Genomic DNA, 22,574 nt, shown 5'->3' with positions numbered 1-22,574 from the left:
AGACGCCAAGCTAGGGGGCTGTTCATCGAGAGGCAAGCGAACGCGGACGAGGGAAATGGTAAAGGCCAAGTTAAGGGAACCGCCTCTTCGCATATGCAAAAAGTGGAGGCTAGTCATGCACATATGGGGCTGGTCGATTGGTCCGACACACCGCATCTTGGGTGCAAGAAATTCAAGCAGATCGATGGAAGGAATAAACGATGAGCAATAGAAACGTACTTCGCGGTGTATTCGATGCACTTGTCGAGGCTCGAAGCCGCCAGGCTGCTGCCTATGTGCGCAACCATCTCGAACTGATCGACGACAGCCGTCGCCGCAGCGAATTCCCGCCCGCCGATCGTCGCTCCTGAGCGATCTAGCGCTTCAGATGAAGCGTTGACCATCCCTCCCGGTGGACGGTTCGGATATGGCGGAACGACTGGCCGCTATAGGCGGCGATCACACTTTGCCTCTGCTCATCCAGAATACCGGACAGAAGGATTGAGCCGCCGGGCCGTATATAACGCGTCATTTGCAGCGCGAGCTGCTTAAGCGGCCCGGCTAGGATGTTGGCCACGATCAGATCGAACGGCGCGTTTTCTCTAATATCGACGTGATCGAAGCCAGTAGCGGTTTGGCAGCGAACCCGGTTTTGGACGCCGTTGAGACGGACATTGTGTCGCGCAACCTCGATGGCGACCGCATCGATGTCAGTGGCCAGAACCGCGACAGGCGACAGTTTTGCAGCGGCAATCGCCAGAACGGCGCTGCCTGTGCCAAGGTCCAGAACGGATCGCGGCTGCTCCGCCCGCAAAATCTCCTGAAGCATGATCAGGCAGCCGGTCGTCGTTCCGTGATGGCCGGTTCCGAACGCTTGTCCCGCTTCGATCTCAACGCCGATTTGACCCGGTTTCACTGCTGCCCGGTCATGCCGGCCATGTACGGTGATCCGTTTTGAATGAACCGGCTTCAATCCTTCAAGGGATCTGCTTACCCAGTCGACGTCGCGAAAAATCTCTGTTCGAAGGTCAGCACCCGCGGCATTGCGGTCGATCCATTCCTGAAAAGAGCTGGCCGTTGCTTCGGCGTCTTCGAGCGGATAAACCGATGTCTCGAATATCTGCTCATCTTCGTCTATCTCCTGAATGACGACTGCGTAGCCCTCGTCCTCAAAGGCGCTACAAGCCCATTCATAGGCTGCTTCCGCCACGTGCCGGGGGGCGGTCAGGTAAAGACGACAAGTTTCGCAGGTCATGGCAGGCTTGGTTTTGGCGGATCAGAGGGCTGCTTTTCCAATGGCACCGGATCGCGCGACTGGCGCTCAACATCCGGCTCCGCCGGCTTTCCGCTTCTCCATTCCTCATGTTCCCGCCGGCGCGTTTCAGCATCGCGAGGCGGAGGCCCGAAGCTGATGAGCTTGTGGCCGGACGACGGATTGGTGTCACGGGTGGTCGAACGAAAGACGAGGTCGCCTGCCGGCGTAATCCAAAGCAGCAGGATCGTCTTGTCAGGACGGCTGTCCTGATACTGCTCGAAGGTGAATTCATCCGTCAGGGTGGTCGAGGTAAAAACATAACCTCGGTCGATGAGCGAGCGCAGATCGAAATATGCAAGCTCGGGATCGCGGGTGAGGGGACGGCCGCCCAGCGTGAAGTTCATCGTCTGGCTGTCGGGGCGTGGCCGCCCGTCGCCGATCTGAAAGACCCGGTCGCGCCCGACCTCTGGTCCAAAATCCGTACAGACCAGCGTATTATAAGCGTCATCGGCCGTTGCTGCGATGACGGTCGAGAACTGGCTGACATCGAGCCGATGATGGGCTTCCTCGCTCAACACTTCGCCGAACCAGGTCGGGATTTCCCGAAGCCGGGCCTCACGAAGCCTGTCGTACTCACGGTCGGCGATCAGGACAGGCACTTCTTCATTCTGAAGCCTGACAGCAAGATTTGTCGTGAAGCGCGAGCCACCGACGATGAGCACGCCAGGTCGCGCGGTCGAGCGCAGGTCGAGCAGTCTGGCAAGCGGCGTGAGTGTGAAAGCGTGGGCAAGGATGGTCGCTGTGACGACGGCGAAGGCATACGCCACCATGACAGGGCCGTCGGCCACGCCGTTGGCCGTCAACGCCGCCCCGAACAGGCCCGACACGGCTACCGCCACAATACCGCGCGGCGCAATCCATCCAACGAGTAGCCGTTCTTTCCAGGTGAGGCCCGCGCCGATGGTGACGAGCCCGATGATGGCCGGCCTGATCACGAACATCACCATGGCGACGAATGCGACAGCCTGCCATCCGAGTTGCTTCACGACCTCAAGGTCCAGCGCTGCCGTCAGCAGGATAAAGAGCGATGAGACCAGAAGAACGGTCATGGCCTCTTTGAAGCGGCGCAGATCGCCAAGGCTCGCCATGCGGCTATTGGCAAGAGTGATACCCATGACGGTGACCGTAAGAAGCCCCGCTTCTTCGAGAATGAGATTGGTCAGCGCGAAACCGGTGATAACCGTCGCGAAAAGGACCGGAACCTTCAGATATTCCGGTACGTGGCCGCGCGTGAAGGTATAGGCGACGAAACGGCCCAGTAGATAACCGCCGCCGACCGCCGCGATGGCGGCCATTGCGATACTGAAGACCAGATTGCCCGCCTCGTGATGGCCGGAGGTAACCATGTATGTTTCGAAGGCAATAACCGCGAAAAGCGCGCCGAGCGCATCGTTGACGATAGCCTCCCAGCGCAGCAACGAGGCAGGTCTGCTTGCCAGTTGCGCGTGGCGCAGCATGGGCATGATGACGGTAGGGCCGGTGACGACGAGAATGGCGCCCAGTACAGTGGCTGTCGGCCAGGACAGGTCACCGATATAATGTGCGGCAAGCGCTGTCGCCGCCCAGACCAGCGGGCCTGCGAAATAGATCAGTCGGCGTACACCGATCGACGTGTCACGAATTTCCCGAAAATTGAGGGTCAAGCCGCCCTCGAAGAGAATGATGGCGACAGCCAACGAGACAACGGGGCGGTAGATGTCGCCGAAATCACGGACCGGATCGATGAAATCGGTGAGAGGGCCGGCAACGAAACCCGCAACGAGAAGCAGGACGATCGCGGGAAGGTGGGTCCGCCAGGCAATCCACTGGGCAACGATCCCCGCTGCGCCGATAAAGGCGAGTTTCAAAGCTATGTCGTGCAAAAGTTCCGCTCCAGCGGGAGGGCGCTCGGCCGTTATTTGTGGCAAAGATAGCCAAAAGGCCGTGCGAGGCAATATTGAGCGTCACAGCTTTTTGGCCTCAGCGATGAAGAAGTCCAGCTTCGGCGTTCAGAGGCAGTTGATGCCGCTGGTGACAAGTGTCTGATAGATCGCCGCTCCATGTGCACTCCAGCCCGCCAATGAAGCGAGACCGGCGACAAGGGCTCCTGCCGCAAGAAGGTATCGACCGGTTATGCTTAAGGCGTGGGAATGCCGTATCATTCTACCTATATGCCATTCCATGCCCAAAGTGTCCAAAAGGTTTCTACCCATGGAATTGAGAAAACGATACAGGCTTGTCGCGTTGGCAGGATGTCTGGCTTTCAGCTTTCCTGTCGCAGCCGAAGAAGTCGGCGAAGTCGATGTCGACTGGCTCGGCAACGATATCATCGTGGAATCCATCGCTGATCCGAAGGTGAAAGGCGTCACATGCCATGTCGCCTATTTCGAACGCGGTGTGATCGACCGGTTGCAGAAAGGAAACTGGTTCGAGGACCCTTCCAACAATTCCATCGCCTGCCGTCAGGTCGCTGAAAAGGTAGAAATCGGCGATATCGAACTCGACGAGGAAGGTGAGCATGTCTTCTCGCAACGGCAATCGCTGATCTGGAAGAGTGTTCGCGTTACGCGCATTTACGATGCGAAGAACAAGACATTGATCTATCTGGCTCATGCGCAACAGGTGCAGGACGGATCGGCGAAGATGAGTATTTCCACCGTGCCGCTCTGGAGCGCTGACGTGACGTGGGAAAATGGCGAACCCGGGCAGTGACGGATTGCGATGACACCGCGCCGGACAAAGATGGAGGTGCGGTGTCGCGGTTTCTGGATCCAAGTCCGCGGATCCACAGCACTGCTCGGCTGAAGGGATGTCGGGTCGGTCGCTACGCGGAGATTGGTGAACGGGTGCTTCTCCGTGATGTCACCGTCGGCGACTTCACCTATTTCGAGCGGCAGGGCGAAGCGATCTATGCCGATTTAGGCAAGTTCTGTTCCATCGCCGCCAATGTCCGGATCAACGCGCTGGACCATCCCATAAAGCGCCCGCTCAGCCACAAAATCACTTATCGTCCGAACGAATATTTCCGCTGGCAGCCACTCGACGCAGCATGGCGTGAGAATCGCGCTGGTCAGCGAGTGAGCATCGGTAACGATGTCTGGATCGGGCACGGCTCAGTTGTCATGCCAGGCGTCGCCATTGGCAATGGCGCCGTGATCGGCGCCAACGCTGTCGTTACAGCCGATGTGCCGGCCTACACGATAGTTGCCGGCGTCCCGGCGCGGCCGATCCGCTTGCGTTTCGATGAAGAGGTGGCAGCACGGATGGAGAGGCTGGACCTATGGAACTGGTCTCTCGAACGAATTTACGACGCCATTGCCGACATGCAGACGCTTAACATCGAGGCTTTTTTGACAAAATATGAGGCGGGTCGTGAAGGCGACCAATGACGCCTGGCGTCAGTGCCGATGAGAGCGCTGGTTTAACGTATCACGGCCCAAAATCCAGTCGAGAATTGTCGGTCGCCGCTTCAAAAGAAAGAGATCGCCAATATCGGTGATGCGCTGGCCTTTCCGGTTCGGAGAAGCAAAGAGCCAGCGGTCGAAAATCCGAATATTGCGACGTCGACCGAATATCATTTGTCCATCATCCGATTAAAAGTTTAACGATCTGTTTACGCTTGACCAGCGGATAGCGGCACTAGGCGGTGGCAGGTGAGTCTGCAACAGAAAAGGGCCGGCTGCCCCCGAGCCGACCCCACATCGCCCGCCGAAGCGGAGCGATCAGCCGGGCGACGCGATGGCCTCGCCCGGTTCAAATACGATCACTCAGCGGCGAACTGATTCATCGTGTTGTCCTTGCCGCCGGCCTTCAGGGCGGCTTCGCCGGCAAAGTACTCCTTATGGTCATCGCCAATGTCAGAGCCGGCCATGTTCTGGTGCTTGACGCAGGCGATGCTCTGGCGGATTTCTGCCCGCTGAACTGGTTTGACGTAGCCGAGCATGCCCTCGTCGCCGAAATAGCCCTTGGCGAGATTGTCGGTCGACAGCGCAGCCGTGTGGTAGGTCGGCAGGGTGATGAGATGGTGGAAGATGCCTGCTTCGCGCGCCGCGTCGGCCTGGAAGGACTGGATGCGACGATCGGCTTCTTCGGCTAGATCGGTATCGTCGTAATTCACGCTCATCAGCTTGTCGCGATCATACGCGGAAACGTCCTTGCCTTCCTCGCTCCACGCATCGAAGACCTGCTGGCGGAAATTCAGCGTCCAGTTGAAGGACGGTGAATTGTTGTAGACCAGTTTGGCATTCGGCATCACTTCGCGGATGCGCTTCACCATGCCGCCGATCTGACCGATATGCGGCTTTTCGGTCTCGATCCAGAGCAGGTCAGCACCGTTCTGCAGCGATGTGATACAGTCGAGAACACAGCGATCTTCGCCGGTGCCGGGCTTGAACTGGTAGAGATTCGAAGGCAGGCGCTTCGGGCGCATCAGCTTGCCGTCGCGCTTGATGACGACGTCGGAGGCGTTGAGTTCATCGATCGTGACCTCTTCGCAGTCCAGGAAGCTGTTGTATTGATCGCCGAGGTCGCCCGGCTCTTTGGAGTAAGCGATCTGCTTGGTCAGCCCCGCGCCGAGACTGTCTGTGCGTGTGACGATGACGCCGTCTTCGACACCGAGTTCAAGGAAGGCGTAACGGCAGGCGCGGACCTTTTGCAGAAAGTCTTCATGCGGAACCGTGACCTTGCCGTCCTGGTGGCCACACTGCTTCTCGTCGGAGACCTGGTTTTCGATCTGCAAGGCGCATGCGCCCGCTTCGATCATCTTCTTGGCCAGCAGGTAGGTCGCCTCCGCATTGCCGAAGCCGGCGTCGATATCGGCGATGATCGGCACGACATGCGTTTCGTGATTGTCGATCTTGTGCTGAAGTTCGGTGGCGCGATTGGTGTCGCCGTCCTCACGCGCCTTGTCCAGATCGCGGAACAGCATACCCAACTCGCGGGCATCGGCCTGGCGAAGGAAAGTGTAGAGCTCCTCGATCAGCGCCGGCACGGAGGTCTTCTCATGCATGGACTGGTCGGGGAGAGGGCCGAATTCGCTGCGCAGGGCCGCAACCATCCAGCCTGAAAGATAGAGATAGCGGCGCTTGGTTGAGCCGAAGTGCTTCTTGACCGAAATCATCTGCTGCTGGCCGATAAAGCCGTGCCACGCGCCGAGGCTTTGGGTGTACTGGCTCGGATCCGCATCATAGGCAGCCATATCCTCGCGCATGATCTTCGCGGTGTAACGCGCGACATCCAGCCCGGTCTTGAATTTGTTCTGGGCGCGCATGCGTGCGACGGCTTCCGGCTCGATATCGCCCCAGCTTTCAAATTTCTTCTTCAGATCGATGATGTCCTGGATATTCTGCTGATAGGCGCTCATCGCGACCTCCTCGATTATGACAATGTAAAAACCTGTAATGGTTTGCGATGTGGCAATGCGAAGGCATTTCATTCGCCCGTGCGCCGCGAGACCGCTTGAGCAGGCATATGCAGCAAGCGGCACAATCTGTCATCACAAAAGCAGAGGCTGGTTTGTCAAAAAGGTGTCACGTTGTGCGGTGCGGTACCGCATGGTCTGTGAATTTGTATGATTTTTTACAAAATAGAACCGGTGGAGGCTGGGTCGATTTCCTGCCAGTTGCAGTCGGGCGAATTCCGGTCGGGGCGGCCGACGGCCAGGACGTATAAGGGGCAATGCGTGACGTTGTTCTCGAGTTCGAGAAGTTCGAATAGTTCCGTGTGAGACAGAGCCGCTGTCGGACAAACCGTGTAGCCATTATCGGTGCCCGTCAGCATCACGTTTTGCGCGATATGACCCGCTTCGATCAGGGCCACCCGGTAAGCGTTCGGGTCGTCATACTTCCACATTGTGCGTTCGAAAAACGCACAAAGTACGATCAGACATGGCGCATCGTCCGCCCACTCCTGTTTGCCGACGACGTCCCCCAACCGATCCGGTAGCTCTGTCGTCACCAGGCCAAGCGAATGCTCGGCGCCGCAATAATGGTAGACCCCCTTTGGGAGTCCTGAGACGTTTCGCGCTATGACAAAGCCTTCGTAGGGGTTTCGCGCCCCACCCGAAGGCGTCATTCCCAGCACCAGCCTGGTCGCCTCGTTCTGCGTGACGCCGGTGACTCCCAAGCCGGAATAAAGCATTGCCGAAAGATCAGTGAGGAGGACGGGTTCATCGAGGAAATCGCGCACCGTCCGGCGTTTCCTCATGATTTCCATAAGCTGCGTTTCTTCCAGCTCGGGCAGTTTGGTTACCGATTTGAACGCCTGGTTCGAGAGAAGAGGCGCGGGCTGTGGCGCAGCCGCCACTTTGCCAAGTTGCCGGTCGGTGCTCTCTTCAACCGAGAGGAAGTCGACGTCGCGTAGAGAAAGATGGAACAACGCGGACGGTACGCCCCATTCCCAATCTTGCTGCCACTTCTCTTCATCTGCCGCCGCGTTCGATTCCTTTTCCAGAAGAAGGCCGCATTCGGTGAACGACTGCCGATAATCGGCGAAATCTTCCGGCAAATCCTGCCAGTCTTGTAATCTGGAAATTTCCTGAAGCGCTTCCAATGAAAGCGCGGAGGTTTTGTTCTGGAGATAGTTATAAGCCAGAACACGATCGTGGTCGAACATCATCACCACGCAATCCGAAAATCGGACAGGCTGTATCTGCTGATCCATAATCAAAAGGGGCCCGGCTGACGCCGGGACCCTCCTTTACTCATTTCTTTTGAAAATACATGCCACGACGTACAAAACGGTCGTTTTTGATTGGCGTGACGACAGGATGTACTTTGGTCATTGTTCTCTCCAGAGTTTCGTTATTGCGCAATACAACTTTTAGACTGTCAGGTGAGTCGTCAATGATCGAAGTTTGTTAACTATTTTCTGGTTTTATGCAGATTTTGATAACAGCCGTACGGATGTAGGTATTTTTTTTATCTTCTCTGACGCCGTCGTGACGTGCTGAATGGCGGCCAGTACAGTGTAAGGTGAACCGATGGCGAGTAGTGGAAATCACGCAAATCCGATTACGAAGGCGACATCGTCGTCCATGTCCCAGTTCGTTCGAGGCGTCGAATGGGACATCGAACTCATCATCGGCATTATGAAGTCAGAAAAAAATCACTCTCAGGCGCAGACGCTGAACGCTGCTCTCGACGCTTTGAAAGATATCCGGGTTAGCTACGAATAGATCGCTCGAACTACCATTCGGCAAAGTTCTTCTCATCGAAAAGGTACTCGATCGCAACTTTGTCGAGTTCGGGCGCTTTTGCGTCGAAAATTTCGACCATTTCCGACGATGACGTTTTCGATTCCATATTCGGCCGGCTGGGTATGACCAGATCGATGGGCTGGTACCTGTCCGGGACGGCAACGAGAGCCTTGCCGGAAAATAGGACATTTGCCGACAAAACCGGCTTGCAGATCATTATCGACATGATCGGGTTGCCGGCAATTTGCGATCCCAGGAACAGTTGCCGGTTGAGCGATGATATGACGATGCCGGTATGAATATGCAATTCTTCCAGATTGCTTCGTTCGCTATTGGGAAGCTTTGTAAATCTTCGAAATTCTCTCACATTATTTTGCTTGCTGACTGACAAAATCGAAGTTTGAATCGTGTCACTCTGCCGCGGATCACGGAAATAGATCACATAGCGGCCCTCCGGGAAGTCGCTCGCGCTGCTTTTCTGATGCAGCAGATATTCCGTTAGAAACTTTATGTTCCGGAGATACAGTTCGTCATAATTTACTCTGTCGTCGTCGGCTTTGAAGAGATCGTGCACATCTATCTGAAAATATTCGCATATTTTCCTTACGATGCTGTCGTTCGGCAGATTCTTTCCGGTCGTGTAGGCGCTGAATTGGTGGCGATTGACACCTATCGCGCGCGCGACCTCAGAGTGACTTTTCCGCTGGTCAGCCAGCGCTTTCAAATTTGTTGCAAAACGCTGTCTTAAAGTATCCATAGTGCCCCAGAATATGGACTTTCGGCTCTCGAGGTTTGCCGTTCAATCCCGCATAAATTCATCCTTACAATGTGGAATACGACGACAGAGCATTGGTGTAAATTTTTTCGGTAAATGGTCGGCAATCATCAATAATTTGATTGCGCGCTTTCACCCAGAGGTTGCGACCGAAAGGTCGATATTGCTTTGCAGCATTTCGGGTCTACCATACCGTATGAGTTGTGCTTACTTCGGGTAAACCGAATTTTTGGCGGGTAATCGTACCGAGCGATGGCAAGTGAAGAAACGACGTCGGTCCTCGTTATCGACGATAATCCGATACGCGCCTCCATCATCGAGGAGGGGCTGCGACATTCCGGCGAAATGCGCGTTCACCTTGCTAGCGATATGCACGGGATTGCAGCCACCATCGAGGCCTTGCAGCCCGACGTGATCGTTATCGATCTTGGCAATCCGAACAGGGATATGCTGGAAAATGCCTTTCAGCTGTCACGCGCCGTCAAAAAACCAATAGCCATGTTTGTCGATCATTCGGATGCGGCTGCGACAGCAGCGGCCATAGAAGCTGGCGTGTCCGCCTATGTGGTGGATGGTCTGAAGCCGCAGCGTATCAAGACCATCCTTGAAATGGCGGTCGGCCGCTTTAACGCGTTTGCAAAGATGGAGCGCGAACTGCAGATCGCGCGCGACGCGCTGACCGAGCGAAAGCTCATCGAACGCGCCAAGACCATTCTCATGAACCAGCGCAATATCGATGAGGGCCAAGCCTACCGCATCATGCGGAGCGCAGCCATGAACCAGAACCGTCGGCTCGCTGAAATTGCTGAAAGCCTCATCACTGCTGCTGCTCTTTTGGACGATAAGACATGACACGCGTCAGCGCCGGATTTCTGCCTCTTATGGATGCCGCCATTCTCATTGCGGCGGCCCGGCTCGGTTTTGCCGAGAAGGAGGGTATCGACCTTCATCTCATGCGCGACGCGTCATGGGCCAATATTCGGGATCGGATCGCTATCGGGCATTTCGACGCCGCTCATATGCTGGCGCCCATGCCCATTGCCGCTAATCTCGGTCTCGGCCCGCTGCCCGGCCGCCTAGCGGCGCCCTTTGCGATGGGCCTGGGCGGGAACGCCATATGCGTCAGCGGCGAACTCTCCGATATGATGGCGCAAGACGATGATGCGGCGGGCTTTTCGATCAACGATGCCTCGCTTTCCGGGCGCCGGCTGGCCGAAGCTTTGAAACGACGACTCTCGAGCGGCCGAAGCACACGCTTCGCAGTCGTTCACAGTCATTCAGGCCACAATCTGGAACTCCGCTATTTCATGGCCGCTAGCGGGATCGACCCGGATCACGATGTCGACATCGTGATCGTGCCGCCGTCCTACATGCCGGATGCGCTGACAAGCGGCCGCATCGACGGTTTTTGCGTTGGCGAGCCTTGGAGCAATGTCGCAGTCGCCCGCGGCGTTGGCCATGTGATCGCGACCAAGAATGCGATTTGGCGATCAAGTCCTGAAAAGGTCCTTGCCGTCCGCGAAGCGCTCGTCGATGACGATCCTGGTCTTGTCCACGCTCTCATTCGTGCGCTTTACCGTGCGGCGGTCTGGTGCGATTTGCCGGAGAATCACGAAGAACTCGCGCGCCTGCTGTCGGAACCGAACCATATCGATGTGCCCGCAGCTATCCTCATGGAAAGCCTCGCGGGCCGGTTCGGATCTGGCAATGAGAGCGGTAATCCTGACTTCTTCATCACGGACAGGCGAGCAGCCACGTTCCCTTGGCGCAGTCACGCGCTTTGGCTTTACAGTCAGATGGTTCGGTGGGGACTGCTGGAACACACGACAGCCAATGCCAGGACCGCGAACGCGACTTACCGACCCGATTTGTATCGCGCCGCCCTGGCAGAAACGGACGCGCTTCTGCCTGCCAGCGATGCAAAGGTCGAAGGCGCCCTTACCGAAGCGCGAGAACTGCCCGCAGCCGATGGCCGTCCCCTTATTATCGGTCCCGACGGCTTCATGGACGGACGTATTTTCGACCCGGCAAGACTCGACGACTATATCGCGAGCCAAAGCCGCTCGCTCAGATGAGCAAATTTCGACCCGTTTACTTTTTTGCATAAAATTTGTGCATGTTGCACAGCAAAATAGCGGTCGCTATAACAGTTCAACTAGCTGATTTTTATTGATTTTTTAGCTTATACCGGTCTGAAAAATTTCCTTGCCAGCTAGGCTCGGACCGTCCATTATTGCTGTGTCGAATTAGGTTCGACGACGGAGTCCAAAGGCGGGTTCCGAGGCATTGTCGCCAGATCAAGTCGATACATCGCTGCCAGCAGCGCATGTCGACAGTTCATTTTCCAAACTGAAACGGATCACGCCCCGGGGCTGCTCGCCACGGGCGAACAGAGGATTTGTGTCTATGGCTAAGGCCTACCCACTCTTTCGTCGTCTCATAGTCGCCAGCGCTGCCGCCGCGACTCTGACGTTCGGTCTCACGCCCGCTTCCGCAGAAATGCTTGATGTCGAGAAAGACGAGCTGACCTTCGGCTTCATCAAGCTGACCGACATGGCGCCGCTCGCGATCGCCTATGAGAAGGGTTATTTCGAGGATGAGGGCCTTTTCGTCACGCTTGAGCCTCAAGCGAACTGGAAGGTTCTGCTCGACGGTGTGATCGACGGTCGCCTGGACGGCGCTCATATGCTGGCCGGCCAGCCACTCGCCGCTACGCTCGGCTACGGCACGCAGGCCGACATTATCACGCCATTCTCCATGGACCTTAACGGTAACGGCATCACCGTTTCCAACGCGGTCTGGGAGGAAATGAAGCCAAATATCCCGACCGATGAGGATGGCAAGCTTCAGCATCCGATCAGTGCCGAGGCGCTTAAGCCTGTGGTCGAAAAATACCGTTCCGAGGGCAAGCCTTTCAACATGGGCATGGTGTTCCCGGTCTCCACGCATAACTACGAACTGCGCTATTGGCTCGCGGCTGGCGGTATCCACCCGGGCTTCTACGCACCGGGCGATGCGACCGGCCAGATCAAGGCGGATGCGCTGCTTTCGGTGACGCCGCCGCCGCAGATGCCGGCGACGCTCGAGGCCGGCACGATCTACGGCTACTGCGTCGGCGAGCCATGGAACCAGGCGGCCGTGTTCAAGGGTATCGGCGTTCCGGTCATCACCGACTACGAAATCTGGAAGAACAATCCTGAGAAAGTCTTCGGCATCACCGAGGCCTTTGCAGAAGAAAATCCGGAAACCACGAAGGCCATCGTCAAGGCGCTGATCCGCGCGGCGAAATGGCTGGATGAGGATGACAACGCCAATCGTATGGAAGCCGTCGAAATTCTGTCACGGCCCGAATATGTCGGCGCGGATGCAGAGGTCATTGCCAACTCGATGACTGGTACCTTCGAATATGAGAAGGGCGACAAGCGTGACGTGCCGGACTTCAACGTCTTCTATCGCTATGACGCAACGTATCCATTCTACTCTGACGCCGTCTGGTATCTGACGCAGATGCGCCGGTGGGGCCAGATCCCCCAAAGCCATCCCGACAGCTGGTACGATGAGACCGCCAAGCAGGTCTATCGCCCGGACATCTATAAAGCGGCAGCCGAGAGCCTCGTCGATGACGGCTACATGGAAACGTCAGAGATCCCGGAAACGGACGGTTATCGCGATGCGGTTCCAGCTGAGGATTTCCTCGATGGCGTCGCCTACGACGGCAAAAAGCCGAACGACTATCTCGCTTCCCTGAAGATCGGTCTGAAGGACGGTGAGACGGTCGAAAACGGTCAGGTCGTCGGCGGTTCTGCCTCGAACTGACACGAATAGGGGCTGGTCTGCCGCTGATCCTCCCGACGCGGCAGACCAATCCATCGATCACAACATCAAAACGCAAAAGGCTCGATATTTCGATGACCGATGCAACTCAGACTTATTCGCCGACGGCGACATCGCGCGCACAATTGCGGCGCGAAAAGATGCTTCCGGTTATCAATAAAGCCGGCGGCTGGCTCGATGCTCTCGGCCTTGGCTTCACCGTCCCACTTATGAAGATGGCGGTCGGAGAGAATGTCTCGGAGCAACTCGACGAGCTGAAGCGCCTTCTTCTCATCCCGCTTCTCGGTATCGTCCTCTTTGTCGGCGCCTGGGCGGCGTTGGCGCCGCAAGTGCAGACTTCGCTCGGCGCGATTCCGGGACCGGCTCAGGTCTGGAGCGCGGCTGGAGACCTGATCGACGATCACAATCGCATGCGCGAGAAAGCTTCGACCTTCTACGAACGTCAGGACGAGCGGAACGCCAAGCTAATCGAGGCCGGCAAGGCCGATCGCGTAAAATGGCGGACTTTTACGGGTCAGCCAACCTATATCGACCAGATATTCACGTCGCTCGTAACGGTCGCACTCGGTTTCGGCATCGCCACGCTTATCGCCGTCCCGCTCGGTATCGCCTCAGGTCTTTCGCGCACCGTCAATGGCGCGATCAATCCGCTGGTGCAGATCTTCAAGCCGGTTAGCCCGCTGGCCTGGCTGCCGATCGTGACGATGATCGTATCGGCTGCCTATGCCAACCCACTGGAATGGCTGCCAAAGGCGTTGCTGATTTCCGCCATCACCGTGACGCTTTGTTCGCTGTGGCCGACGCTGATCAACACCGCGCTGGGTGTCGCTTCTGTCGATAAGGACCTGATGAATGTCGGCCGCGTTTTGCAACTTCCGACCCGCAAAACGATTACGAAGCTCGTCCTGCCGTCCGCCCTGCCGCTGATCTTTACGGGGCTGCGCCTATCGCTGGGCGTGGGCTGGATGGTGCTGATCGCGGCAGAAATGCTGGCGCAGAATCCGGGTCTTGGAAAATTCGTCTGGGATGAATTCCAGAACGGGTCCAGCCAGTCGCTGGCGCGCATCATGGTGGCCGTCTTCACCATCGGTCTCATCGGTTTCATGCTCGACCGGGTAATGTTCGCTCTGCAGCGCGCGTTCACCTTCTCGGCCAATCGCTGACGGACGGGAGAAGCGATCATGGTCGAACCCATCCTTCAACTGGCCAATGCCAGCAAACATTTCGGCGAAGGCGCGGCGGCAAACCGCGTTCTCACCGACGTAAACCTCAAGGTGGACGAGGGCGAATTCATCGCCATTGTCGGCTTCTCCGGAACCGGCAAGACAACGCTTATCAACCTGCTGTCCGGTCTAATCGAGCCGGATCGGGGTGGCGTGCTTTTCCGCGGAAAGGAAATTTCGGGTCCCGATCCTGAGCGCGGCGTTGTCTTTCAGTCCTATTCGCTGATGCCATGGCTCACCGTGTCGGGGAATGTCGGCCTGGCGGTGGACAGCGTCCATGGCGATAAAGGCGCGAAAGAGCGGAGGCAGATCGCCGACACCTATATCGACATGGTGGGTCTCGGACACGCCAAGGATCGCAAGCCGGCCGAATTGTCGGGCGGGATGCGCCAGCGCGTCGCCGTAGCGCGCGCTCTGGCAATGCGGCCCGAAGTTCTGCTGATGGACGAACCGCTCTCGGCGCTGGATGCGCTGACCAGGGCCAAGTTGCAGGACGAGTTTGCGGCGATCTGCGAGAAGGAAAAGAAGACGATCGTGCTCGTCACCAATGATGTGGACGAAGCGATTCTGCTCGCCGACCGCATCATTCCGCTTACTCCCGGCCCTGACGCCACCCTGGGCAAGAGTTTCAATGTGAGCCTCCCCCGGCCGCGCGAACGTGCGGCCATGAACCATGACGAAACCTTCATCCGCCTGCGCAGCGAGATCACCGCCTATCTCATGGAGCTTGGGGAAAGTCGCAACGCGGCCGGCAGCGAGAAGGTCATCGCGCTGCCCAGCCTCACGCCCAAATCGCCAAAGGCGAAAACGGAAAAGCTTCCGGACGCTTATAGTCGCGCGGCTGAAAGTGGCGGAGCAGAGGATCGCTATCTGGAGTTCTCCAAACTCACCAAGGTCTACCCTACGCCCAAAGGACCTTTGACGGTCGTAGAAGACGTCGACCTTAAAATGAAGAACGGCGAATTCATCACGCTGATCGGCCATTCCGGCTGCGGGAAATCGACCGTTCTTTCCATGTGCGCCGGCCTTAACCCGATCACTGGCGGTTCAGTCATTCTGGACGGAACCCATGTGGAAGGGGCGGGGCCGGAGCGAGCCGTCGTCTTCCAGGCTCCTTCCCTGATGCCTTGGATGACCGCCTATGAGAATGTGCGTCTTGGCGTCGATCAGGTTTATCCCGATGCGTCGGATGCGGAAAAGCGCGACGTTGTCGAATATTACCTGTCGCGGGTCGGCCTCGCCGATTCCATGCAGCGCTACGCCTCTGAGCTTTCCAACGGCATGAAGCAGCGGGTCGGCATCGCCCGCGCCTTCGCTCTTTCGCCCAAGCTCCTCCTTCTCGATGAGCCGTTCGGCATGCTCGACAGCCTGACCCGTTGGGAGCTTCAGGACGTTCTGATGGACGTCTGGGCCAAGACCAACGTGACCGCAATCTGCGTTACGCATGACGTCGATGAGGCCATCCTGCTTGCCGACCGCGTGGTCATGATGAGCAATGGGCCGAATGCCAAGATCGGCAACATCATGGATGTCGATCTTCCGCGTCCGCGCAGCCGCAAGGCTCTTCTCAAGCACCCGGACTATTACGCTTATCGCGAAGAATTGCTGGAGTTTCTCGAGGCCTATGAAGGCGGCGCGGACCCGACGGAGGAGCAACTCGCCGCCATTGCACAGAAACGCGCACAGCGGATCGAACGCCAGCGCAATTCCTCAATGGCCGCAGCGGAGTAGGAGAGCCAGATGACACCTCAAGAGATTACCCGTGTCAGAACCTCCTTCGCCAAGGTAGCGCCCATCGCTCCGCAAGCAGCCGAACTTTTCTACGGCAGGCTTTTCGAGATTGCGCCGGAGGTGAAGCCCCTCTTCGCCGCCACCGACCTGAAGGAGCAGGGCCGCAAGCTGATGGGCACCCTTACCTTCGTGGTCGGCGCGCTGGACAGGCTCGATGAGCTTGTCCCCGCGGCGCAGAATCTTGCGGTGCGCCATACCGACTACGGCGTGAAGAACGAGCACTACGCGCCAGTAGGCGCGGCGCTTCTTTGGACCCTGGACCAAGGTCTTGGCGATGCCTTCGACGCCGAGACGGAGGCCGCCTGGACCAAAGCCTACTCAACCCTTTCGGCGGTCATGATCGACGCCGCAAACGCGCAAGCCGCCTGAACGACGGGGAAAGACCGATGAAACAGAAACTGGTCGTCATAGGAAACGGCATGGCGCCGGGACGTATGCTGGAACATCTTATCGAGGCGGCGCCAGACGCCTATGATGTGACGATTTTCAATGCAGAGCCGCGCGTCAATTACGACCGTATCATGCTGTCGCCAGTGCTCTCGGGCGAGAAGACATTCGATGAAATCGTCATTCATGGCGATGGCTGGTACGTGGAACGCGGCGTGACTCTCTATAAAGGTCATAAGGTGGTTGCCATCGACCGGGTGGCCAAGACCGTAACCTCAGAGCATGGAGAGACGGTACCCTATGATAAGCTGGTGGTTGCCACTGGCTCCAATCCGTTCATCATTCCGGTTCCCGGTCATGATCTTGCGGGTGTTCTCAGCTACCGTGATCTTGACGATGTCGAGGCGATGCTGTTGGCCGCCCAGTCGCGCGAAAAGGCGGTGGTTATCGGCGGCGGCCTTTTGGGTCTGGAAGCCGCAGCCGGCCTGAAAGAACGTGGCATGGACGTGACCGTTCTGCATTTGATGCCGACACTCATGGAGCGGCAGCTCGACCCTTCCGCCGGCTATCTGCTGCAGAATGAGCTTCAAAAGCGCGGTATCAAGGTGATTACCGAGGCGCACACAGCTCGCATTCTTGGCGAGGATAAAGTCACTGGCGTCGAACTCAAAGATGGCACCGTTATCGATGCCTCGCTCGTCGTCATGGCCGTCGGCATTCGGCCGAACGTTGCTTTGGCGAAGGATGCTGGCCTCGAAGTCAATCGCGGCATTGTCTGCTCGCCCGCCATGTCGACTTCCGATCCAGATATCTTTTCGGTCGGCGAGTGCGTGGAAGTGGAAGGTCAGGTTTATGGGCTGGTCGCTCCGCTTTACGAAATGGCCAAGGTCCTGGCCGGCCATCTCTCTGGAGATGTGTCGAAAGCGTTCGCTCACTCGGAGACGCCGACGCGGCTGAAGGTGACGGGTATCAACCTCTATTCTGCCGGTGATTTTGCCGAGGGCGACGACCGGGAGGAGATCGTTCTGCGCGATGCGACGGCCGGTATCTACAAGCGGCTCGTGCTTAAGAACGACAAGATCATCGGCATCGTCCTTTATGGCGAAACCGCCGATGGCGCCTGGTTCTACGATCTTATGAAGAAGAGCACCGACATTTCGGAGATGCGCGATACGCTCATCTTCGGTTCGGCCTATAAGGGGGGTGCCCCTCTGGACCCTACGGCGGCCGTTGCAGCCTTGCCGCTTGATGCGGAAATCTGCGGCTGTAACGGCATTTGCAAGGGCACCATCGTCGAGGCGATCACGAGCAAGGGGCTCACATCGTTGGACGAGGTGCGAGCCCACACGAAAGCCTCGGCGAGTTGCGGTACATGCACCGGCCTGGTCGAAGGCCTGATGGCCGCGACACTTGGCGATGCATTCAACCCCAATGCCGTCAAACCGATGTGCGGCTGCACCGACCTCTCGCATAACGATGTGCGTCGTCTCATCAAGGCAAAGGAACTGAAAAGCATTCCAGCCCTAATGCAGGCATTGGAATGGAAGAGTTCCGGGGGCTGCGCCAAGTGCCGGCCTGCGCTCAATTACTACATGGTCTGCGACTGGCCGGACGAATATGCGGACGATTACCAGTCCCGCTTCATCAATGAACGCGTTCACGCCAACATCCAGAAGGATGGCACTTACAGTGTGGTGCCCCGGATGTGGGGTGGCCAGACATCGTCCGCCGAATTGCGGGCCATCGCCGATTGTGTCGACAAGTTCGATATCCCGACCGTCAAAGTGACGGGCGGCCAGCGGATCGACATGCTCGGGATCAAGAAAGAGGATCTCCCGGCAGTTTGGGCCGACCTTGGCAAGGCAGGCTTCGTTTCCGGTCACGCCTATGCAAAGGGCCTGCGCACGGTCAAAACCTGCGTCGGCACGGATTGGTGCCGCTTCGGAACGCAGGATTCGACCGGCCTCGGCGTCCGTATCGAAAAGTTCATGTGGGGGTCGTGGACGCCGGCCAAGGTCAAGATGGCCGTCTCCGGTTGCCCGCGCAATTGCGCCGAAGCGACCTGCAAGGATGTCGGTGTGATCTGCGTGGATTCCGGCTACGAAATTCACTTCGCAGGCGCAGCCGGGCTCGACATCAAGGGCACGGAAATTCTCGGCAATGTGAAGACCGAAGACGAGGCGCTGGAGCACATTGTCGCGGTCGTCCAGATGTACCGAGAGCAGGGCCACTATCTGGAACGCATCTACAAATGGGCCAAACGCATCGGCGTCGAGGAAATTCGCCGCCAGATCATGGGCGATGCGGATGCCCGCAAGGCCTATTTCGACCGTTTCGTTTTCAGCCAGACTTTCGCGCAGGTCGATCCGTGGGACGAACGGGTTTCCGGCAAGGACAAGCACGAGTTCCAGCCGATGGCCACCCTCTCCAAGCTACAGGCCGCAGAATGAAAGGGGACGTGATGAACGCTTTCGAGTCAGAATGGATTTCCATAGGCGCTGTCACAGACATTCCTCGCGAGGGCGCGCGATGCGTCGATGCCGGTGCCCTTCGTGTCGCCGTTTTCCGCACGGCGGAAGACGACGTTTACGCCATCGAGGACCGCTGTCCGCATCGGGGCGGGCCGCTGAGCCAGGGTATCGTTCACGGCGGCTGCGTGACCTGCCCGCTTCACAATATGGTGATCGCGCTCGACACCGGTGAAGCGCAGGGGGCCGACGAGGGCCACGTCACCACCTTCCGGACCCAGGTGCGCGACGGCATCATTTTCATCGCGGCCTCGGACATTGCTTCGATTGCGCAGACGGCAAGCGCCGCCTGACACGCCATCCGGCCAGCCATATCAGGCGGGCCGACATGCCAAGGCCGAGGACGACTTAGCCCTTCGCCAGCCACCACGCTCTGTCAGTCATCCATCGTGAGAACAAAGGACATCCTCCCATGTCATATCTCGCTCCAGCGGAATTTGTCACCAAAATGGTCGATGCCGGTGAAGCCAAGGTCTTCATGAGCACCAAGGACACCTTGATACGCGCCTATATGGCCGGCGCCATTCTGGCGCTTGCCGCAGCATTTGCCGTTACAATTACCGTCAATACGGGCAATCCGCTGGTTGGAGCACTGCTCTTTCCTGTCGGCTTCTGCATGCTCTACCTTCTAGGCTTCGATCTTCTGACGGGGGTGTTCACTCTCGTCCCGCTTGCTCTCTGGGACCGCCGCCCCGGCGTCACCCTCAAAGGTCTGATGCGCAATTGGGGTCTGGTTTTCGTCGGCAACTTCGCCGGCGCGATGACCACCGCCGTCTTCATGGCGATCATCTTCACCATGGGCTTTACGCAGGAGCCGAACGCGGTAGGCCAGAAGATCGGCATTATCGGCGAAGGCCGGACGCTCGGTTATGCCGAAGCCGGCTTCGGCGGCATGCTGACCCTCTTCATTCGCGCGGTGATGTGCAATTGGATGGTTTCGACCGGCGTTGTCGCGGCGATGATGTCGACCTCGGTTTCCGGCAAAGTCATCGCGATGTGGATGCCGATCCTCGTCTTTTTCTACCTCGGTTTCGAGCACTCGATCGTCAACATGTTCCTGTTCCCATCCGGTATCATGCTTGGCGGCCAGTTCGGTTGGTCGGACTATTTCCTTTTCAATGAAATTCCGACCATTCTCGGCAATGTCGTCGGCGGCCTGACGTTTGTCGGCGCGACGCTGTACTCAACCCATAATCTCGCCAAACGCCGAGATGCAGCCAGCGCTGCCGGTCCGGTCAGCCCGCTGGCCCAGCAGCCTGCTGCCGAATAAACGAATGGCGGGCCCGCTGGTCATATTTGAAACAGCGGGCCTTGCTCCCACTTCGAAACAAGATTGAAGCCAGTGGCCCGCGATCTCGCCATTTCCATCGGACAATATTCTGAGGCGGGCCTTAAGCCGGCCAATCAGGATTTCTACGGCGCGATCATTCCTGCCCAGCCGGCGCTCGCTCTAAAAGGGATCGCGGTCGCCATAGCCGACGGCATCTCATCGTCACCCGTCAGCCACATCGCGGCCCAATCGGCGATCAAGAGCTTTCTATCGGACTATTACTGCACTTCCGATTCCTGGACGGTGAAAACAGCAGCCTCGCGCGTTATCGCTGCAGCCAATAGCTGGCTCTACGGCGAGACGCGTCGCACCCATGTCGCAGATCGCGATCATGGGCATGTAACCACTTTTTCCGCGCTGGTTCTCAAGGCTCGAACGGCGCATCTTTTCCATATCGGGGACAGTCGTATCTTTCGCCTCGCCGGCGAGGTGCTCGAGCGACTGACCGAAGATCACCGTATCCGATTTTCCGCCGAAGAAGACTATCTTGGCCGCGCACTCGGCATGGCCGGGCATGTCGAAATCGATTACCGCACGGTGCCTCTGAGCGAGGGCGACGTCTATGTCCTGACCACTGATGGCGTGCACGAACACGTTTCTGACGCTGACATGGCGCGCCTGATCCACAGCGGCGGCAACGACCTCGATGCGGCCGCGCGGACAATTGCTTCAAGGGCGCTCGAACAAGGTTCGAGCGACAATCTTACGATTCAGATCGTTCGCATCGAAACCTTGCCTGAGGCGGGCATCGCAGAGCTGCTTTACGATGGCGATCTGGCGCCGCCACAGCTCATTCCCGAGGCCGGTGAGATTTTCGATGGCTGGAGGCTCGTCCGTCGAATATACGCTTCCGCCCGCAGCCACCTGTTCGAGGCCGTTGACGTCGAGACCGGCGCACAAGTCGCCCTAAAAATTCCTGCTCTGGATATGTCTCAGGACAAAGGGCATTTGCGGCGAATGCTGATGGAGGAATGGGTCGCCCGCCGACTCGCCAATCCACATCTTCTCAACGCACATACGCAAGGGCGGCCACGAAAATACCTCTACACCACGATGGAGTTGCTAAAGGCCAGAACGTTGACCCGCTGGATGGCGGATAATCCGGCTCCGGATTTGGCAAGCGTCCGGGCTATCGTCGTCCAGATCGCCAATGGGCTTCAGGCTATGCACAGGCGTCAGATGATCCATCAGGATTTGCGACCCGAAAACGTGATGATCGACGAGACCGGTCATGTCACGCTGATCGATTTCGGTGCGACACGGGTCGCGGGTGTGGACGAGGCAGGCGCGGCTCCGGGCGATGAAGCCATGCTCGGTACGATGCAATATGCGGCGCCGGAATACTTCCTCGGTGAAGGCGGCACGGCCACCTCCGACGTTTATTCGCTCGGGGTCATCACCTATCAGATGCTGACAGGCAGGCTTCCCTATGGCGCCGAAATGGCGCGAACCCGGACGCGCGCTCAGCAAAAGCGTGTCTCCTATCAGCCTGCAAGCGGCGATGATTCAGCGATACCTCGATGGATCGATGCCGCGCTCCGCCGCGCCACCCACTTCGATCCTCATCGCCGTTACGAAGAGCCGGCGGAATTTATCGCCGATCTTTCGACACCCAACCCAGCACTGCCAGGCGTTGCCGCGCGATCTTTCATGGAGCGCGATCCGGTTCGTTTCTGGCGGATCGTCAGCCTGCTTCTGGCGCTTCTGTGCTTTGGCCTGCTGATCGAAAGGGCAATGCCATGACCACCATTCCGAAACCGAAATCGATGGAGAAATAAAATGCTGAGCAAGGCCGATGTGACCGAACTCATTTACGAGAAAAAGCGGGCTGCAGGAGTTTCTTGGGCAAAGATCGCCGAGGATATCGGCATGAGCGAAGTGTTTGTGACCTCCGCCTGTCTTGGCATGAATTCCCTGCCGAAGGAAAAAGCACTGTCGCTGACGCAAAATCTCGGTCTGCCGCAGGAAGCGGCCATCGTACTCGCCGAATTTCCGAACAAGACCTTTGTACAGACCGTGCCGACCGACCCCTGCATCTATCGTCTCTATGAGATCATGGGTGTTTACGGGCAGACGGTGAAAGAGCTTATCCAGGAAAAGGGCGGCGACGGTATTATGAGCGCCATCGATTTCGATATGAGCGTCGACAAAGTGCCTTACGAGAAGGGCGACCGGATCGAGATCAAGATGACCGGCAAGTTTCTGCCGTACAATGCCTGGTGAGGTGAGGGTCTTGTT

The 22,574-nt window shown here is 57.7% G+C and carries 20 protein-coding genes and 1 pseudogene; 15 read left to right on the top strand and 6 right to left on the bottom strand.

The window, feature by feature from the left end:
• Window positions 1-200: 200 nt before the first annotated feature.
• A complete protein-coding gene (locus tag NIM86_RS09710; RefSeq protein WP_253381506.1) occupies window positions 201-350 on the top strand; it encodes a hypothetical protein in 150 nt (49 codons plus the stop codon).
• 5 nt (window positions 351-355) lie between these two features.
• Here the strand turns inward: NIM86_RS09710 and NIM86_RS09705 are convergent, their stop codons facing one another.
• Complete coding sequence (locus NIM86_RS09705; protein WP_253381504.1) at window positions 356-1,234, bottom strand: 50S ribosomal protein L11 methyltransferase; 879 nt, start codon at window positions 1,232-1,234, stop codon at window positions 356-358.
• Window positions 1,231-3,156 carry a sodium:proton antiporter gene (locus tag NIM86_RS09700; RefSeq protein ID WP_253381502.1) on the bottom strand — a complete coding sequence of 642 codons (1,926 nt, stop codon included), beginning with the start codon at window positions 3,154-3,156 and terminating at the stop codon, window positions 1,231-1,233. Before NIM86_RS09700 ends, NIM86_RS09705 begins: the two co-directional genes overlap by 4 nt.
• A 328-nt stretch (window positions 3,157-3,484) precedes the next feature.
• Between NIM86_RS09700 and NIM86_RS09695 the strand changes: the two genes are divergently transcribed.
• Both NIM86_RS09695 and NIM86_RS09690 read left to right on the top strand, forming a co-directional pair.
• Window positions 3,485-3,985 (top strand): CreA family protein, encoded by a 501-nt coding sequence (locus NIM86_RS09695; RefSeq protein ID WP_253381501.1) that lies wholly within the window; start codon window positions 3,485-3,487, stop codon window positions 3,983-3,985.
• A 41-nt stretch (window positions 3,986-4,026) separates the two neighbouring features.
• On the top strand, window positions 4,027-4,662 hold the full coding sequence (locus NIM86_RS09690; RefSeq protein ID WP_253381499.1) for a DapH/DapD/GlmU-related protein: 636 nt from the start codon (window positions 4,027-4,029) through the stop codon (window positions 4,660-4,662).
• 374 nt (window positions 4,663-5,036) lie between these two features.
• Here NIM86_RS09690 and NIM86_RS09685 read toward each other — a convergent pair whose 3' ends face one another.
• Together NIM86_RS09685 and NIM86_RS09680 are read right to left on the bottom strand one after the other, a co-directional pair.
• Entirely contained in the window at window positions 5,037-6,635 is a 1,599-nt protein-coding gene (locus tag NIM86_RS09685; RefSeq protein ID WP_253381497.1) for an isocitrate lyase, read from the bottom strand.
• Window positions 6,636-6,850: 215 nt separating this feature from the next.
• Window positions 6,851-7,933, bottom strand: a complete 1,083-nt coding sequence (locus NIM86_RS09680; RefSeq protein ID WP_253381495.1) for a SagB/ThcOx family dehydrogenase — start codon at window positions 7,931-7,933, stop codon at window positions 6,851-6,853.
• 319 nt (window positions 7,934-8,252) lie between these two features.
• Here NIM86_RS09680 and NIM86_RS09675 point away from each other — a divergent pair, with 319 nt between their 5' ends.
• Window positions 8,253-8,447 (top strand): hypothetical protein, encoded by a 195-nt coding sequence (locus NIM86_RS09675; RefSeq protein WP_253381493.1) that lies wholly within the window; start codon window positions 8,253-8,255, stop codon window positions 8,445-8,447.
• Between the two features lie 10 nt (window positions 8,448-8,457).
• On the opposite strand, the gene NIM86_RS09670 is transcribed toward NIM86_RS09675, so the two are convergent.
• Window positions 8,458-8,835, bottom strand: coding sequence for a hypothetical protein (locus NIM86_RS09670; protein WP_253381492.1), 378 nt, complete (start codon window positions 8,833-8,835; stop codon window positions 8,458-8,460).
• Window positions 8,836-9,024: 189 nt separating this feature from the next.
• Window positions 9,025-9,225 (bottom strand): annotated as a pseudogene (locus NIM86_RS17250) (helix-turn-helix domain-containing protein); the annotation flags it as partial.
• A gap of 270 nt (window positions 9,226-9,495) precedes the next feature.
• Here NIM86_RS17250 and NIM86_RS09665 point away from each other — a divergent pair.
• The 11 genes from NIM86_RS09665 (at window position 9,496) to cynS (ending at window position 22,559) form a co-directional block, all read left to right on the top strand.
• A complete protein-coding gene (locus tag NIM86_RS09665) occupies window positions 9,496-10,095 on the top strand; it encodes an ANTAR domain-containing response regulator (RefSeq protein WP_253381490.1) in 600 nt (199 codons plus the stop codon).
• Entirely contained in the window at window positions 10,092-11,318 is a 1,227-nt protein-coding gene (locus NIM86_RS09660) for a CmpA/NrtA family ABC transporter substrate-binding protein (RefSeq protein ID WP_253381488.1), read from the top strand. The genes NIM86_RS09665 and NIM86_RS09660 overlap by 4 nt, the downstream gene beginning before the upstream one ends.
• A gap of 331 nt (window positions 11,319-11,649) precedes the next feature.
• Window positions 11,650-13,059, top strand: coding sequence for a CmpA/NrtA family ABC transporter substrate-binding protein (locus tag NIM86_RS09655; RefSeq protein WP_253381486.1), 1,410 nt, complete (start codon window positions 11,650-11,652; stop codon window positions 13,057-13,059).
• Between the two features lie 92 nt (window positions 13,060-13,151).
• On the top strand, window positions 13,152-14,240 hold the full coding sequence (locus NIM86_RS09650) for an ABC transporter permease (RefSeq protein WP_253381484.1): 1,089 nt from the start codon (window positions 13,152-13,154) through the stop codon (window positions 14,238-14,240).
• An 18-nt stretch (window positions 14,241-14,258) separates the two neighbouring features.
• The gene (locus NIM86_RS09645; protein ID WP_253381482.1) at window positions 14,259-16,031 is read left to right on the top strand and encodes an ABC transporter ATP-binding protein; all 1,773 of its coding nucleotides are present in this window, start codon (window positions 14,259-14,261) and stop codon (window positions 16,029-16,031) included.
• A 9-nt stretch (window positions 16,032-16,040) separates the two neighbouring features.
• Window positions 16,041-16,460 carry a globin family protein gene (locus NIM86_RS09640; RefSeq protein WP_253381480.1) on the top strand — a complete coding sequence of 140 codons (420 nt, stop codon included), beginning with the start codon at window positions 16,041-16,043 and terminating at the stop codon, window positions 16,458-16,460.
• 17 nt (window positions 16,461-16,477) lie between these two features.
• Window positions 16,478-18,928, top strand: coding sequence for a nitrite reductase large subunit NirB (gene nirB / locus NIM86_RS09635; protein WP_253381478.1), 2,451 nt, complete (start codon window positions 16,478-16,480; stop codon window positions 18,926-18,928).
• A gap of 11 nt (window positions 18,929-18,939) precedes the next feature.
• Window positions 18,940-19,299 (top strand): nitrite reductase small subunit NirD, encoded by a 360-nt coding sequence (nirD, locus tag NIM86_RS09630; RefSeq protein ID WP_253381476.1) that lies wholly within the window; start codon window positions 18,940-18,942, stop codon window positions 19,297-19,299.
• Window positions 19,300-19,418: 119 nt separating this feature from the next.
• A complete protein-coding gene (locus NIM86_RS09625) occupies window positions 19,419-20,276 on the top strand; it encodes a formate/nitrite transporter family protein (protein ID WP_253381474.1) in 858 nt (285 codons plus the stop codon).
• A gap of 72 nt (window positions 20,277-20,348) precedes the next feature.
• Entirely contained in the window at window positions 20,349-22,079 is a 1,731-nt protein-coding gene (locus NIM86_RS09620; RefSeq protein ID WP_253381472.1) for a protein kinase, read from the top strand.
• Window positions 22,080-22,115: 36 nt separating this feature from the next.
• Entirely contained in the window at window positions 22,116-22,559 is a 444-nt protein-coding gene (cynS, locus tag NIM86_RS09615) for a cyanase (protein WP_253381470.1), read from the top strand.
• Window positions 22,560-22,574: the final 15 nt, after the last annotated feature.

This window comes from Notoacmeibacter sp. MSK16QG-6 (genome assembly GCF_024158145.1).
GTDB lineage: Bacteria > Pseudomonadota > Alphaproteobacteria > Rhizobiales > Rhizobiaceae > Notoacmeibacter.
This window is presented reverse-complemented; position numbering and strand designations above follow the sequence as displayed.